The 16054-nt window shown below is 32.0% G+C and carries 14 protein-coding genes; 8 read left to right on the forward strand and 6 right to left on the reverse strand.

Translation table 11 applies throughout. The features are described from left to right. Window positions 1–22 precede the first annotated feature (22 nt). On the reverse strand, window positions 23–1087 hold the full coding sequence (gene serC / locus VCM48_RS01975; RefSeq protein WP_482271423.1) for a 3-phosphoserine/phosphohydroxythreonine transaminase: 1065 nt from the start codon (window positions 1085–1087) through the stop codon (window positions 23–25). Window positions 1088–1139: 52 nt separating this feature from the next. Next, window positions 1140–2201 carry an acyl-CoA reductase gene (locus tag VCM48_RS01980; RefSeq protein WP_482271424.1) on the reverse strand — a complete coding sequence of 354 codons (1062 nt, stop codon included), beginning with the start codon at window positions 2199–2201 and terminating at the stop codon, window positions 1140–1142. A gap of 70 nt (window positions 2202–2271) precedes the next feature. On the opposite strand from VCM48_RS01980, the gene VCM48_RS01985 reads away from it, so the two are divergent. Continuing rightward, window positions 2272–2622 (forward strand): 4Fe-4S dicluster domain-containing protein, encoded by a 351-nt coding sequence (locus VCM48_RS01985; RefSeq protein WP_047788857.1) that lies wholly within the window; start codon window positions 2272–2274, stop codon window positions 2620–2622. Window positions 2623–2703: 81 nt separating this feature from the next. On the opposite strand, the gene VCM48_RS01990 is transcribed toward VCM48_RS01985, so the two are convergent. Continuing rightward, window positions 2704–5391: a TonB-dependent receptor gene (locus VCM48_RS01990; RefSeq protein ID WP_482271425.1), complete on the reverse strand. Its 2688-nt coding sequence runs from the start codon at window positions 5389–5391 to the stop codon at window positions 2704–2706. A 179-nt stretch (window positions 5392–5570) separates the two neighbouring features. Here VCM48_RS01990 and ychF point away from each other — a divergent pair, with 179 nt between their 5' ends. Both ychF and VCM48_RS02000 read left to right on the forward strand, forming a co-directional pair. After that, window positions 5571–6662, forward strand: a complete 1092-nt coding sequence (ychF, locus tag VCM48_RS01995) for a redox-regulated ATPase YchF (protein ID WP_440121525.1) — start codon at window positions 5571–5573, stop codon at window positions 6660–6662. 80 nt (window positions 6663–6742) lie between these two features. Further along, the gene (locus VCM48_RS02000; RefSeq protein ID WP_482271426.1) at window positions 6743–7417 is read left to right on the forward strand and encodes a DUF2461 domain-containing protein; all 675 of its coding nucleotides are present in this window, start codon (window positions 6743–6745) and stop codon (window positions 7415–7417) included. On the opposite strand, the gene VCM48_RS02005 is transcribed toward VCM48_RS02000, so the two are convergent. Beyond that, window positions 7414–8751: an MATE family efflux transporter gene (locus tag VCM48_RS02005; RefSeq protein WP_482271427.1), complete on the reverse strand. Its 1338-nt coding sequence runs from the start codon at window positions 8749–8751 to the stop codon at window positions 7414–7416. The two genes, VCM48_RS02000 and VCM48_RS02005, sit on opposite strands and share 4 nt — an antisense overlap. 89 nt (window positions 8752–8840) lie before the next feature. Between VCM48_RS02005 and VCM48_RS02010 the strand changes: the two genes are divergently transcribed. From VCM48_RS02010 to VCM48_RS02025, 4 genes are read left to right on the forward strand one after another with little or no spacing between them, the layout of a single operon-like run. Then, complete coding sequence (locus tag VCM48_RS02010; RefSeq protein ID WP_121146808.1) at window positions 8841–9227, forward strand: acyl-CoA thioesterase; 387 nt, start codon at window positions 8841–8843, stop codon at window positions 9225–9227. Window positions 9228–9262: 35 nt separating this feature from the next. Next, the gene (locus VCM48_RS02015) at window positions 9263–10381 is read left to right on the forward strand and encodes a DEAD/DEAH box helicase (RefSeq protein WP_482271428.1); all 1119 of its coding nucleotides are present in this window, start codon (window positions 9263–9265) and stop codon (window positions 10379–10381) included. Next, on the forward strand, window positions 10382–11002 hold the full coding sequence (locus VCM48_RS02020) for a trimeric intracellular cation channel family protein (RefSeq protein ID WP_047788850.1): 621 nt from the start codon (window positions 10382–10384) through the stop codon (window positions 11000–11002). Window positions 11003–11007: 5 nt separating this feature from the next. Then, entirely contained in the window at window positions 11008–11469 is a 462-nt protein-coding gene (locus tag VCM48_RS02025) for a MaoC family dehydratase (RefSeq protein WP_440121529.1), read from the forward strand. Window positions 11470–11519: 50 nt separating this feature from the next. On the opposite strand, the gene VCM48_RS02030 is transcribed toward VCM48_RS02025, so the two are convergent. Together VCM48_RS02030 and VCM48_RS02035 are read right to left on the reverse strand one after the other, a co-directional pair. After that, window positions 11520–11951, reverse strand: coding sequence for a hypothetical protein (locus VCM48_RS02030; protein WP_482271429.1), 432 nt, complete (start codon window positions 11949–11951; stop codon window positions 11520–11522). 295 nt (window positions 11952–12246) lie between these two features. Next, window positions 12247–13458, reverse strand: coding sequence for an RsmB/NOP family class I SAM-dependent RNA methyltransferase (locus VCM48_RS02035; protein ID WP_482271430.1), 1212 nt, complete (start codon window positions 13456–13458; stop codon window positions 12247–12249). Window positions 13459–13519: 61 nt separating this feature from the next. Here VCM48_RS02035 and VCM48_RS02040 point away from each other — a divergent pair, with 61 nt between their 5' ends. Further along, window positions 13520–16054: a DUF559 domain-containing protein gene (locus VCM48_RS02040; protein WP_482271431.1), complete on the forward strand. Its 2535-nt coding sequence runs from the start codon at window positions 13520–13522 to the stop codon at window positions 16052–16054.

Below are 16054 nucleotides of genomic sequence, written 5' to 3' on the forward strand. Positions count from 1 at the left end.
TTATAAAAAAATGACGTTGTATCTAACTTATTCTTTCTAATTCTTGCATTACATCTACTAAGGCCTGAACACTGTATAAAGGTAAGGCATTGTACATGCTTGCACGGTAACCACCAACACTTCTATGACCACTTAACCCGTTGATATTGGCTTCTTGCCACATTTTATCAAACTTAGCTTGTAAGTTTTTATCAGCTAAGGTAAAAGTAGCATTCATATGGCTTCTGTCTTCTATAGCAGCTACTCCTTTAAATAAAGGGTTTCTGTCTATTTCACTATATAACAGTGCTGATTTTTTTTCATTCACCTTTTCAATGAATTCGATACCTCCTAAATCTTTTAACCATTCCAAAGTTAACATGGAAGTATATACTGCAAATACAGGAGGTGTATTAAACATACTTTCTTTATCAATAATTACCTGATAATTTAACATTGAAGGAATTTGACGTTCTACTTTCCCTAAAATGTCTTCTTTTACTACAACAAGCGTAGTACCAGCTGGTCCCATGTTTTTTTGAGCCCCTGCATAAATCAAATCAAACTTTGAAAAATCCAATTGACGAGAAAAAATATCAGAACTCATATCACATATCATTGGAACAGAAGTCTTTGGAAAACTCTTCATTTGTGTTCCATAAATAGTGTTATTACTAGTACAGTGGAAATAATCTACATCAGTAGGAATTTCATATGCTTTAGGTATATAACTGAAGTTTTTATCTTTTGAAGAAGCTACTTCTACTAATTCGCCAAATAGTTTAGCTTCTTTAATTGCTTTGTCACTCCAAGTTCCTGTATTTAAGTAAGCTGCTTTCTTGTTTAATAGGTTATAAGCAACCATTAAAAATTGCATACTAGCTCCACCTTGTAAAAACAATGCTTTATAACCTTTATTTTCTAGTCCTAATAATTCTAATGCTAAATTTCTCGCTTTTTCAATTACATCAACAAAAGGTTGACTTCTGTGTGATATTTCGATTAAAGATAAATTGTCATTATTAAAATTAATAACAGCGTCTGATGCTTTTTTCAGCACTTCTTCAGGTAAAATACAAGGTCCTGCACTAAAGTTATGTTTTTTCATTTGTGTTGTTGTGTTTTGCTACACAAAGGTGCAAATTTATATAGAGACTCTTTTAAATTTTAGCTAAAAATTCTAGTGTGTTTACACCATCAGCATAGTCCCATAACTTTGGGTGTTGTGTTTGTCCGAATGCTACTTCATTTTTAATAAAATCATTAGCTACAATACACTGAATTTGATCTCTGTCTTCCCACAGTTTAATTTTTAAATCATCTACATTATCATAGTATTCATAAAAAACAGAAGCAATAGGAGAGGCGTAGCTTTCATCTTCTTTAATCATTAAAAAACCATTCTCTAGAATGTCAAATTCACTCATTAAATACACTGCTTTGTTGTAATCGTAATTATTAGCATATTTAGTATTATTAATGATTTCATGTTGTTGATACATTCCATTGAAAAAAGCATCAAAATTATAATCTTTTGGGATGAATACTTTAGAAACTGAGCGACAACCTAACCCAAAGTAACGAAAAACATCTTCGCTTAAGTTTTGCAGTTGTTCTCCAGACTCGTTTCCTGTTAGAACAGCCACAGAGTTTCTGTTTTTTCTTATAATGCTAGGTTTATCTTTAAAATAATATTCAAAATAACGTGCTGTATTATTACTACCAGTGGCAATAACAGCATCAAAACTTGTTATTTTTTCTTCAGTAAATGTGATTTTTCCTTTTAATTCAGGCTCAACATACTCTAAATACTTTGCCAAAAAAGGAAGTAAGTGTTTATCGTTGGAAGATTGTTTAACTAATACGGAGTGTCCTGAAATTAAAACTGATAAAAAATCATGAAAGCCAACTAAAGGAATATTTCCAGCCATAATAACAGCAACTATTTTAGGTTTATTCTTACCTAAATTTTCGTTAGCTACCCATTGAGTTAAATTATCAGAAGTGAGTGCTTTTGACCAATTTTTAATAGAAAATAATAGGTTTTCTTTAGTAAACCAAGTGTTATTTTCTCCTGCTATTTTTAGTTGATGCTTAAATCCATCAAAAAACAATTCGTTATGTTCTATACCTTCTTTTTTCTCTATTTTCTCTTGAGAAAACTGGCTTAAAAATTCTCCTAGTTTATGAAAAGCGTTAATTCTACTTTTTATACTATCCATTTATTTGGTTCTAAATTAAATTGGAACTATTTTTGCGAATGCAAAGTTACAAAACTGAAAGAGATTAATTATGGCAATTATAATAACTGATGAATGTATAAACTGTGGGGCTTGCGAACCTGAATGTCCAAATACAGCAATTTACGAAGGTGCAGATGACTGGAAATATGCTGATGGAACTGATTTAACAGGAAATATTGTTTTACCAAACGGTAAATCTGCTAATGCAGATGAAGATCAAGAGCCAATTTCGGATGAAATTTATTATATCGTTGTAGATAAATGTACAGAATGTAAAGGTTTTCATGAAGAACCTCAGTGTGCTGCTGTTTGTCCTGTTGATTGTTGTGTTCCTGATGAAGATAATGTAGAAACAGAAGAAGAGCTATTAGCGAAACAACGTTTTATGCATAATGATTAATAAGCTCTAGATTTCTAGAGTTAAGAGATAAAAAAAAATCCTGAGAGTATTCTCAGGATTTTTGCTTTTATAAAAAGTGTATTAAAGTTTAAATCCTAATCTAGTAAAGAAATAAGCACCGTCTGATCCCATTTGTACAGAATCAGCTAATCCTCCCTGATCAGTCCATCCATCAAATTGTGGAGTAGGGTACACGTTAAAAATATTATTTCCTCCAATTGTAAACGTAATTTTATCAGTGAAAGCATAGCTTAAACTTAAATCAGTTGTTATTTTACTATCATAAACATCTGTAGCAACAGCATATAAAGCATCTGCTTCTGCTTGTGTAGTTGCTGGTGAGTCTACCCATTGAAAATCTTGTAATTGAACTTCACTGAATTTTGTAAAGTTTAAAGCAACATCTAGTTTTTTATATCCATATCCAAGATTTAAACCGAATTTGTGATCTGGAGCTGCAGCTTTTAAATAAGCTTCAGAAAAAGGGCTAAAGAAAGTAAATCTGTTTAAATTTCCGTTCTTAATTTTTTCAATTTTAGTATCGTTAAAGTTTCCTACTAAACCTACATCAATTCTATGGTCTTCAAAAGATTTTTTATAGTTTAAAACAATATCTAATCCTTGAGTTTTTGTATCAACACCATTTGCAAAGAATTGTGCTGCATCTACACCTAAATTCAATCCAGAAGCATCAAAATTATCTGTTAAAATAATACGATCATCAACAGTTATAGAGTATGCATCAATGGTAGCGGTAAATCCACCTATTTTATAAGTAAATCCTAAACTAGCATTGAATGCTGTTTCTTCTTTTAACTGTTCTATTCCGAAAGCTCTAGTTACGGTGCTGTTATTTGCAGATAATAATGATGGTAAAGATTCACCATTAACAATATTGGTAAATTTTAAATTATAATATAATTGAGCTAAAGATGGTGCTCTAAAACCAGAAGAAATAGAACCCCTCAAGGTTAAATTATTACTTGCTTTAAACCTTGAAGCCAATTTAAAATTGAATGTACTACCAAAATCGCTGTAATCTTCAAAACGAACGGCTGCTCCTACTAAGAATTTTTCTGTAAAGTTAAATTCAGAATCAAAATAGATACCTACATTACTTCTTGAACGGTCAACTTCATTATCTGGTCCATAGCCTGGGAAACCTTGAGATCCTCCAGGTAGTTCATCTCCATTACTGTCAACAGCTACTGGTTGAACAGTAGGATTTGTCATTAACACTCCGTTATCATCATACAATCCATAAGAAGCTTCTTCTCCAGCAAAAATGATAAAGTTTTCTGTTCTATATTCTAAACCGAAAGCAAGGTTAACTCCACTCATTAAATCTTCTAAGTACTTACTAAAATCTAATCCAGTAGTATTTTGTGATAAACTATGACCTCCTGCATTAAAATCGGTAGGTGAAGCATCTTTTAAAGAAGCGTTGTTTGAGTCTTTTATAAAATAATGGAATTTATTTTCTCCGTAAGTATTATTAAAATCAATTTCCCAACCATTTTCTAATTTATGTTTAATTCCTGCAGAAACAGAAATATCAGTAATATTAGAGGTAATTCTTGGTGTAAAACCATTTGGATGTATGCTAGGAACACTTCTATTATCACCTTCATCAAAACTATCTCTAGAAAAAGCATACGCATCAGTATCTCTAAAGTTTCTGCCTCCAAAAGCATATACTTCAGTATTGTCGTTTATAGGTAAACTTGCATTCACCATAAAGTTAAACCCGTCAATAGCGGCACTACCATATCCTTTACGCCAAGAAAATCCTGGTCTCAACGTTCTTTCCTTAGATAATAGTTCGGTAGTAAAGTTTACAAAACCTCCTTTATCATTCAGTTTTGCCCCGTAATTTAAGTCTAATTTAAATGTTCCTCCATCAAAACTTTTGTCTTCTCCATCCAATCTGTTCTTTCCTTCCACATTGTATAAAGTTTCTCCTGTAGCTTCTGCCCATCCGCTTCCTATAGCTGTACTGTAAGCACCATAGCCAACACTTCCTGAAACACCATCAGTATTATCTTTTAAAACAATATTAATAACTCCAGCAATAGCATCAGAACCATATTGAGCTGAAGCTCCATCTCTTAAAACTTCAATTCTTTTGATAGCAGCAGAAGGAATTGCGTTTAAATCCGTTCCAGAATTTCCACGCCCACGTGTCCCAAAAATGTTAACCAATGATGATTGATGACGTCTTTTTCCATTAATTAATACCAATGTTTGATCAGGTCCTAAACCTCTTAAAGAAGCAGGTACGATATGGTCTGCTCCATCTGAACCAGACTGTTTAGTCGCGTTAAACGAAGGTGCTGCGTATTGAAGTATATCATTTACTTCTACTTTACCATTTTTAGTAGCTAAATCTCCCACATCAATTATATCAACAGGTACGGGAGTATCTATAGCTGTCCTTTTAGGATTTCTTGACCCTACAATGACAACTTCGTCTAACTCTAATCCTTCTTTTAAAATAATATTAAAGTTAGTTTTTCCATTAATAGGAATTTCTTGTGTTTCAAATCCTGAAAAACTAATTATTAAGGTTCCATTAGCATTAGCGTTAAAGGAAAATTCACCATTAAAATCTGTAGACGTACCGTTAGAGGTTCCTTTTTCTAAAACGTTAGCTCCAGGTAAAGGCTCGTTGCTTGTATCTTTTACTGTACCTTTAATTAATGTTTGAGCACTCAACATATGAAGTCCCCAAAAAAACAGGTAAGTAATAAGAAGGGTCTGTTTTTTCATTTAAATATATTTTTTAGTTAATTTCTTAAAAATAGTAAAAAATCAATCTAAATCTTAAAAAAATGTTAAAAACATAAAATTGCTAACTAAAAACAAACTTAAATGAATCATAAATAAATAGAAAATTTAGAAAGCAAAGCACTATATTTGCACTCGCAAAATTTCAATAAAACAATAGAATGAAAGCTGGAATTGTAGGATTACCAAATGTAGGGAAATCAACCTTATTTAACTGTTTATCTAATGCAAAAGCGCAAAGTGCAAACTTTCCGTTTTGTACCATTGAGCCTAATTTAGGAGTAGTAAATGTACCTGATACTCGTTTAGAAAAGCTAGAAGAACTAGTGAATCCTGAAAGAGTTTTACCTGCAACTGTAGAAATTGTAGATATTGCTGGTTTAGTAAAAGGAGCTAGTAAAGGAGAAGGTTTAGGTAACCAATTCTTGGCTAATATTCGCGAAACAGATGCTATTTTACATGTATTACGTTGTTTTGATAATGACAATATAGTACACGTTGATGGTTCTGTTGATCCTATAAGAGATAAGGAAACTATTGATATTGAACTTCAATTAAAAGATTTAGAAACTGTTCAAAAACGCTTAGAGCGAGTAAAAAGAACTGCTAAAACGGGTAATAAGGAGGCTCAAGTAGAATTAGAGATTTTATTGAAAGTTGAAGCTACTTTATTAGAAGGGAAATCTGTTCGTTCTATTGAGTTTACAGAAAAAGAAGAGGAGTTCGTAAAACCATTACAGTTTATTACTGCAAAACCTGTTTTATACGTGTGTAATGTTGATGAAGGTTCAGCAGTTTCAGGAAACGCCTATGTTGATAAAGTGAAAGAAGCTGTAGCACACGAAAATGCTGAAGTTATTGTATTAGCTGTAGGAACAGAAGCAGATATTACAGAGTTAGATGATTATGAAGAGCGTCAAATGTTCTTAGCAGACATAGGATTAGAAGAAGCGGGTGTTTCTCGTTTAGTTCGTTCGGCTTATAAATTATTGAACTTACAAACTTATTTTACTGCAGGTGTAAAAGAAGTAAGAGCTTGGACAATTCCTGTAGGAGCAACTGCACCACAAGCAGCAGGAGTTATTCACACAGACTTTGAAAAAGGATTTATTCGTGCTGAAACAATTGGTTATGATGATTATGTTGCGTTTGGTAGTGAAGCTAAAGTAAAAGAAGCTGGTAAAATGAGAGTAGAAGGAAAAGAGTATGTAGTTAAAGATGGTGATATTATGCACTTTAGATTTAACGTGTAACTTTTTCAAAGAATAAAGCATAAACTCCACTAATTTTTAGTGGAGTTTTTTTGTACCTTAGAAGTTCAAAATCGCTTATAATGCAACTAGAAAAACAAACATTTCAATTTTTAAAGGACTTAAAAGAAAATAACAATCGTGAATGGTTTACAGAACACAAATCTCGATTTATAGAAGCTCAAAATAATGCAAAAGCTGTTTATAAAACGATTGAAGAAAACTTAAACAAGCATGATGAGATTGATAAATTTAAGTTGTTTAGGATTTACAGAGATGTACGTTTTTCAAAAGATAAAACACCTTATAAAACACATTTTGGAGGTTCTTTTCATAGAAAAAAGCCAGAATTGAGAGGAGGGTATTATTTGCATGTTTCTCCAGGAGATAGTTTTGTAGCTGGTGGATTCTGGGAACCAAATAAAGAAGATCTTTTACGTATTCGTAAAGAATTTGAAGTAGATGCTTCTGAAATTAGAGAAATTTTAAAAGAAAATAACTACGTACAACATTTTGGAGGTAAACTAGAAGGGGATGAGCTTAAAACTGCTCCTAAAGGATTTGATAAACAGCATCCAGATATCGATTTGATTCGTAAAAAAGGTTATATAGCTATTCAACGTTTTTCTGATAAAGAAGTGTTAGCTCCAGACTTTTTAACAAAAGTAGATGATGCTTTTAAAGCTTTACGTCCGTTTTTTAATTACATGAGTGATGTGCTAACCACAAACTTAAATGGAGAAAGTATTTTAGATTAATTTAGGTGTAATCTAACCTCTCTTTTCAAATAAACATAGGTAAGTACAGTAGATAAAACATCCGCTATAGGAAAAGACATCCAAACACCATTTACACCATAAAATTTAGGTAGTATATACACTAAAGGTATTAAAAATATTCCTTGCTTTAATAGTGTTAATAATAACGCAGGTAAAGCTTTGCCTGCCGCTTGAAAGTATGCAGATCCAATTAATTGAGTAGTAATTACAGGAGTTGCTAAAAAAGCTATAATTAATGCATTAGGAGTAAGGTTTAATAACTTTTCGTCTTCTGTAAAGACACCAACTAATTCATTAGGAAATAACATTATCAGAATAAAAATTAAAACAGCTATTCCCGTACCAAAAAGTATAGATGTTTTTATAGTTTCTTTTACTCTTTCTGTATTATTAGCTCCATAGTTATACCCCGCAATAGGTAAAAAACCTTGTGTAACCCCTAAAACAGGAAATAAAGCAAATAACATAACTCTGTTTATAATACCATAAATAGCAATTGAAATTTCACCTCCATATTTAAAAAGAGAATAGTTTAGGACAATAGTTAAAATACTTATGGTTCCTTGCCTTACTACTGTTACACCACCTAAAGAAACAATCTCTTTTACAATAGAAAAATTCAATTTAAAATACTTTGGAATAATTTTTAATTCAGTTCTTTTTGAAATAAAAAACCATAAAATGAATAATCCACTTACAGCATATGAAATAGAGGTTGCTAACCCAGCTCCATACATTCCCAAGTTCATAAACTTAATGAAAATGACATCTAAAAAAATATTAGCAATTGCAGGAAATAACATGGTAAGCATAGCATAATTAGGTTTCCCAACTGCTCTAACAACAGGATTACCCATCATAGCAAAAGCCAAAAACGGAACTCCCCAAACAATTACATCGAAATACTCAGTAGCGGGTGTTATAATATCTCCATTGGCCCCAAAAAGTCTTAAAATAGGAGTACTGAAAAACGTTCCTAACAATACAAATAAAATAGACAATGCAATAGTTAATGAAATTTGATTTCCAAAAACCTCAAATGCTTTATCATCTTTGTTAGCTCCTAGTGCTCTAGAAATTATAGAGCTACCTCCAATTCCAACTCCCATACCTATTGAAGATATTAAAAAAGCTATGGGTAATACAACAGTAATTGCTGCGATAGCGAGTACACCAATCCATCTACCAACAAAAATGGTATCAACAATCATATTAATCGACATTACTAGAATTCCAATAGAAGCAGGAATAGCTTGTTTTAAAATAAGTTGACTAATACTTTTAGTACCTAAGTCGTTGGCGATTTTATTCATGCTGACTAAATTAGTGTGAATTATCCATCAAAAATAAAAACAGCGTTAGATTTAAGTAATAATTAACATCAATCCTGTAAGTTTGCTTTATGAATTTATTTGAACAAAAACATATCGTAACTCCAGAAGAGATAGATGAATATAACCATGTAAATAATGTAGTGTATGTACAATGGATGCAAAATATTTCTGATGCTCATTGGAAAGAACTTTCTAAAAATGTTAAAAACATCGACTATGTTTGGTTTGTTATTCGTCATGAAGTTGATTATAAAAATCAAGCCGTATTAGGAGATGAAGTTACACTTAGAACATGGGTTGGGAAAACAGAAGGGATAAGATCGGTACGTCACTTTGAAATGTATAGAGGAGAAACTTTATTAGTAAAATCTCAAACTACTTTTTGTTTGTTAGATGCTAACACAAAAAAGCCTAAAAGAATTACGAAAGAAGTAACAAACTTATTGTTACCGTAAAAGAAACAATATCTTTGCACTTATAAATTTATAGAATGACAACATTTACCGGATTAGGAGTACGAAAAGAATATGTTAAGGGATTGAAAGAGTTAGGAATAACAACTCCTACTGAAGTACAAAAAGAAACCATACCTTATTTACTTGAAAATAATTCAGATTTTATCGGATTAGCACAAACTGGAACAGGTAAAACAGCTGCTTATGGTCTACCTATTTTGCATAAAATAGATGCTTCAAAAGATAATGTACAAGCATTAATTTTATCGCCTACAAGAGAACTGGTACAACAGATAAAGAAACAATTATTTAAATTTACAAAATATGTTGATGATAGAATTTTTGTAGAAGCTGTTTACGGTGGAGAAAAGATTGAACGTCAAATCAACAATTTAAAGAGAACTACACATGTTATTGTAGCAACTCCGGGACGTTTGATTGATTTAATAGAAAGAGGAGATGTAGATTTAAAAAACATTAAAACCTTGGTGCTTGATGAGGCAGATGAGATGCTTAGTATGGGGTTTAAATTAGAATTGAATCGTATTTTAAAATATACTTCAGGTACTCGTAAAACATGGTTGTTTTCAGCAACAATGCCAGATGAAATACGAAGTATTATAAAAAAATACATGAATGCTTCAGCAAAACAAGTTGAAGTAAACAAAAATGTATTGGTGAATGCCAATATAACACATCAATTCGTAACAACTACGATTCCTGAAAAAACAGATATTATTGTAAAGTTTTTAGAAAAAAGACATGCTGAAAGAGGCATCATTTTCTCAAGAACTAAAGCAGGAGCTCAAAAGCTAACAAAAGAATTAAAAGAGGAAGGCTTTTCTGTAGAGGCTTTAGAAGGAGATATGCAGCAAAAAGAGCGTGATAAGGTAATGCGTGCTTTTAAAAACGGAAATCTTCAAGTATTGGTGTCTACAGATGTTTCAGCAAGGGGAATAGATGTTCAAAACTTAGCTTTTGTTATCCATCATCAATTACCAGAACAACTAGAATACTACACACACCGAAGTGGTAGAACGGCAAGAGCGGGGAAAAGAGGAATTTCTTTAGCATTGATTCTTCAAAATGAAAGAAGTCGTTTAGCAGAAGTAGAAAGAACATTACAAATACAATTTTCTGAAATATCAATATAAATGGATGTAATTTACGCCATAGACATCGCCGGAACTTTTGCTTTTGCCATTAGTGGTGCATTAGTTGCTATTAGAAAAAAGTTTGATGTTTTTGGAGTCATTATCATAGCTTTTGTTACTGCCGTAGGAGGCGGAATGACTAGAGATGTGCTTATTAACGCACACCCTATAAACTGGATTGGAGATATTAACTATATCTGGACAATATTAATAGCTGTTGCGGCAACTTTTTTATTTCGAAGTAAAATAGCACCGTTAAGAAGAACAATGTTTCTGTTCGATACTATTGGTATAAGTGTATTTACTTTATTAGGTGTTCAAAAAGGGATAAATTTTAACCTACATCCGTTTGTAGCCTTAGTAATGGGGATGTCTTCTGCGGTAATGGGAGGAGTAATTAGAGATGTGCTAACAAATGAAATTCCGTTAATTTTCCATAGAGAGATATATGCGTCAGCCTGTTTAGCAGGAGGAATTGTATACTTACTTTTATATCCTTTAAACATTAATGAAGATGTACTTTTTGTTATTTCTGCAGGAATAATTATTCTTGTAAGAACAATTGCTGTACAGTATAAATTAGAGCTTCCTCGTATTAAAAAGGATGTTTTTGGTAAATAAAGGATATGAAAAAAATAGTTTTTGAAAATTTAAACGAACTTTCCAATATAGAAGGAAAACAATTACCAGTAGGAGAGTGGTATACCGTAACTCAACAAATGATTAATGACTTTGCGAATGCCACATTAGATAAACAGTGGATTCACATTGATGAAGAAAAAGCAGCTAAATATTCTCCAACAAAAACAACAATAGCACACGGATTTATGTCTGTTTCTATGTTGTCGGAACTAATTTCTAAACAATTTGAAGTAAAAAGTGTAACTATGGGGTTAAACTACGGATTGAATAAAGTTCGTTTTCCAAATCCTGTACCTGTAAATAGTGAATTACGCTTAATTAGTTCTGTTAAACTAATAGAAGATTTTCAGAATGGTAAAAAGCTAACCTTTGATTGCACAATAGAAATAAAAGGGCAAGAAAAACCTGCTTGTGTTGCCGAATTTATTTTTGTTCTATTTGAATAAAAAATTGCTGTCTTGAAAAGACAGCATTAAAATTATATATTTCTAAGCGGTTATGACAACCAACCTTTAGCTATTGTTTTTTTAGAATACATTAATAAAAACACACCTATAACAATTACCATTATAGGCATTATAACACTTCCTGGTCCATATACTTCAGCTGCTCTACTCATAAATAAGTTATACGACATTTGAACAATAATAGCTATTAGCGAAATTAAAAACATAGGTCTTGCTAACTTTTTTCTCATTAATAAAAAAGCACTACCTATTAATCCGCCAAAAACAGCAATAGCAAAAGCAGCAGTAACCCAAGTAGGAACATTTTCATATAAAGCTCTTTCTGCTTCAGGCAAAGCAGCTTTAACTTCATCTGTCATATAAGCTTGACCAATGTAAGACATAACACCTAGTCCATTCCAAACTAAGGCTGCAACACCAATAATCCAAAAAAGTGTAGTGGGTTTGTTTGAATCTGTCATAAAAATAGTTTTTTAGTTAGTTACTGATAAATGTAGTTATAAATAATTCAAAATACAAAACCCACTGTAAATCAACGAGTAGGATAGAGGGTAAATGAAAATGGTGAATTTGCCTTCTTAAAATAATGTTAAAGACATATGGTAATTGTAACGACAATAGAAAATAATCGTCATATAAGCATATAATTACTTAACAGTAATGTTTAGTGATTAGTTAGTTTTTAATAGTTGATTGAAAGGAAAGGCTCGAGATATTATCCCGAGCCTTTTTTAATATACTTTATTTTTAAAAATATTATTTTCTTTCTAAAAGAGCCATATAAAATCCATCGAAACCAGATTTATGTGACAATACTTTTTCGTCTTTTACAAATTTAAAATCTTTTCCTGCATCAGAAGCTAAAAAGAATTCAACTTGTTGTTGATTTTCAGATGGTAGTACCGAACAAGTAGCGTATACCATTTTTCCTCCTGGCTTTACCATTTTAGAATATTGTTGTAATACTTCTTGCTGAGTACCACGAATTTTATCTAAAAACTCAGGTTGTAATTTCCATTTACTATCAGGATTTCTTCTAATTACTCCTAAACCAGAGCATGGAGCATCAATTAATACTCTATCAGCTTTTCCTTGTAACTTCTTAATAACTTTTGTAGAATCAATTACACGAGTATCAATATTATGAACTCCGTTTCTACGAGCACGAACTTTTAGTTTTTTCAATTTACTTTCGTAAATATCCATTGCTATGATTTGCCCTTTGTTTTTCATTAAAGAAGCTAAGTGTAACGTTTTACCACCAGCACCAGCACATGTATCTACCACTTTCATACCTGGTTCAACATCTAAGTAAGCAGCTACTAATTGTGAAGATGCATCTTGAACTTCAAAAAAACCTTTTTTAAAGGCTTCTGTTTTAAAAACATTCGCTCTTTCTACTAATTTTAAAGCATCATCATATCCTTTGATAAACTCTGTATCAATTCCTTCAGAAGCTAATTGTTTTTGTAAGTGAGCTTTGGTTGTATTTAAGGTGTTTGTACGTAAAATAACCTCTGCCTGCTTATTTAAAGCAGCTATTTCTTTCGTCCAAACTTCTTCTCCTAACTCTTGAACTCCAACTTCATCAATCCAATCAGGAATAGATTCTCTAAATTTTCTTGTCTTTAATAACTCATCAAACCTACCTTTAATTCTTCTTGTAGGAGTAGGTTCTATCTGGTTCCAATCTGGTAATTGAATTCCTTTTAACACACACCAAACAGCAAATAATCGCCATAAATCAGGACGAGAATAAGGTGCTTTTACATTTGCTATTTCTGCATATAATCGTTTCCAACGAACCACATCATAAATAGTTTCAGCAACAAATTTTCTATCACGTGCTCCCCAACGTTTATCTCTCTTTAAAGCTTTTTCAACAGCTTTATCTGCATATACATCTTCATTAAAAATATCGCGTAAGCTATCAATAACCGCGAAAACTAAGTTTCTATGTAATCTCATTTGATGAATTTAAGAGTGCAAAGATAGTTGATTTTAATGGCTTTTTGTATTTTCGTTCTCAATGAATTTAAATAACCCCGTAACTTATATAAAAGGAATTAGTGTTGCCAGAGCAGAGTTGTTATTTACCGAGTTAGGTATTAAAACTTGTAACGATTTATTGCATCTTTTTCCGTTTAGATATATCGATAAAACACAGTTTTATACGATTAATCAGTTGCAACAAAACTCCGCTGAAGTACAAATAGTAGGAAAGATTACAGGTGTAAAAACGGTAAAACAAAAAAGAGGTAGTAGGTTAGTAGCTACTTTCTCAGATTCTACGGGTACCATGGAATTAGTTTGGTTTAAAGGGGCTAAATGGATTAAAGATAGTTTAAAAGTAAATGTTCCATATGTTATTTATGGAAAACTAAATTGGTATAATGGTACTCCTAATATGCCACATCCAGAAATGGAAACAGTAAAAGAATACAAAAGCAAGCTACAAATGGCTATGCAACCAGTATATCCTTCTACTGAAAAATTAAGCACTAAAGGAATAAGTAACAAGGTCATGCGTACAATGATTCAAAACTTGTTTCAGCAAGCTTATAATGATATTGAAGAAACTTTTCCTGCTTATTTTATTGAAGAACATCAATTTTTAGGCAAAAAAGAATCACTTTTGAATATTCACTTTCCTAAGAATCAAGAATTACTAGCAAAGGCTCAATATCGATTAAAGTTTGAAGAGTTATTTTTTATTCAATTACAATTATTACAGAAAAAACTCATCCGAAAATCAAAACTAAAAGGATTCATTTTTGAACAGGTAGGAGAGGAGTTTACCAATTTTTATAACAATCACTTGCCCTTCGACTTAACAGGGGCCCAAAAACGAGTATTGAAAGAGATTCGTAAAGATGTTGGCTCTGGAGCACACATGAATCGATTATTGCAGGGGGATGTAGGTTCTGGAAAAACGATTGTAGCATTATTAACTATGTTATTAGCCATTGATAATGGTTATCAAGCTACAATTATGGCTCCTACCGAAATTCTTGCAACACAGCATTATAATGGGATAATAGAGTTATTAGAGAAAACCGATATTAAAGTTGAATTATTAACAGGGTCTACCAAAACAAAAAAGCGTAGAGAAATTCATGAAAGTTTAGAAGATGGTTCGCTACATATCCTGATAGGAACACATGCTATTTTAGAAGATAAAGTACAATTTAAAAATCTAGGTATTGCTATTATTGATGAGCAACATCGTTTTGGAGTTGCACAGAGAAGAAAGTTATGGGAAAAAGGAAGCCCAACACCAGCCCTTCCCAAAGGGAAGGGAGAAGAAGTTCGTAAAAAATATATGACAGCTCGACCTTCAACATATAAACTTTTAAAAGAACTACAAGAACAACGTAAAAAACAGACAACACCTGCTGAGCGAGTTTTATGGGAAAGTTTAAAAACAAAACAATTAAGCTATAAGTTTAGAAGACAACATATTATTGATGAATTTATAGTTGATTTTGTTTGTTTAGAGAAAAAACTCATCGTTGAAGTAGATGGGAAATATCATGAAACTCCTGAACAAGAAGAAGCAGACAATTTGCGCACAGAAATTTTAACTGATTTTGGATATAAGGTAATTAGATTTACCAACGAAGAAGTTATTGGCAACATTGATAATGTTCTAGAAAACATAAAAGAAACTTTAAAAAGCCTCCCTTCAGGGGAGGTTGGAGGGGCTGTTATTCCTCCACATATTTTAGTAATGACTGCAACGCCTATACCAAGAACATTAGCAATGTCCGTTTATGGTGATTTAGATATTTCTGTAATTGATGAACTGCCTCCTGGACGTAAAGAAATAAAAACTGTACATCGTTATGATAGTAATCGTTTAGGGGTTTTTAAGTTTTTGAAAGATGAAATAGCTAAAGGAAGACAAGCATATGTGGTATATCCATTAATTCAAGAGTCTGAAGCAATGGATTATAAGGATTTAATGGATGGTTATGAGAGTATTTCTCGTGAGTTTCCTTCTCCTAAATATCAAATAAGTATTGTTCATGGACAAATGAAACCTGCTGATAAAGATTATGAAATGGAGCGATTTGCCAAAGGAGATACTCAAATTATGGTAGCTACTACAGTTATTGAAGTGGGAGTAAATGTGCCTAATGCCTCTGTAATGGTTATAGAGAGTGCAGAGCGTTTTGGGTTAAGTCAGTTGCATCAATTACGAGGTAGAGTAGGACGTGGCGCAGAACAGAGTTATTGTATTTTATTATCGAGTTATAAATTGTCTTCTGACGGAAAAACTCGTTTACAAACGATGGTAGAAACTACAGATGGATTTAAAATTGCTGAAGTAGATTTAAAACTTCGTGGTCCTGGAAATATTATGGGAACACAACAAAGTGGTGTTTTAAACCTTAAAATAGCAGATGTTGTTAAGGACAGCCCTATATTACATATAGCGCGTAAAGCTGCTATAAACTTACTTCAAGAAGATCCTAATTTATCAGAAACAAAAAATTCCAGCTTGCTGAAAGCTTATGAAAAGCTTAGAAAGACAAGTGGAATTTGGAGTAATATAAGTTAG

The sequence above is a fragment of the Tenacibaculum sp. DPLXC6 genome, from assembly GCF_056815515.1.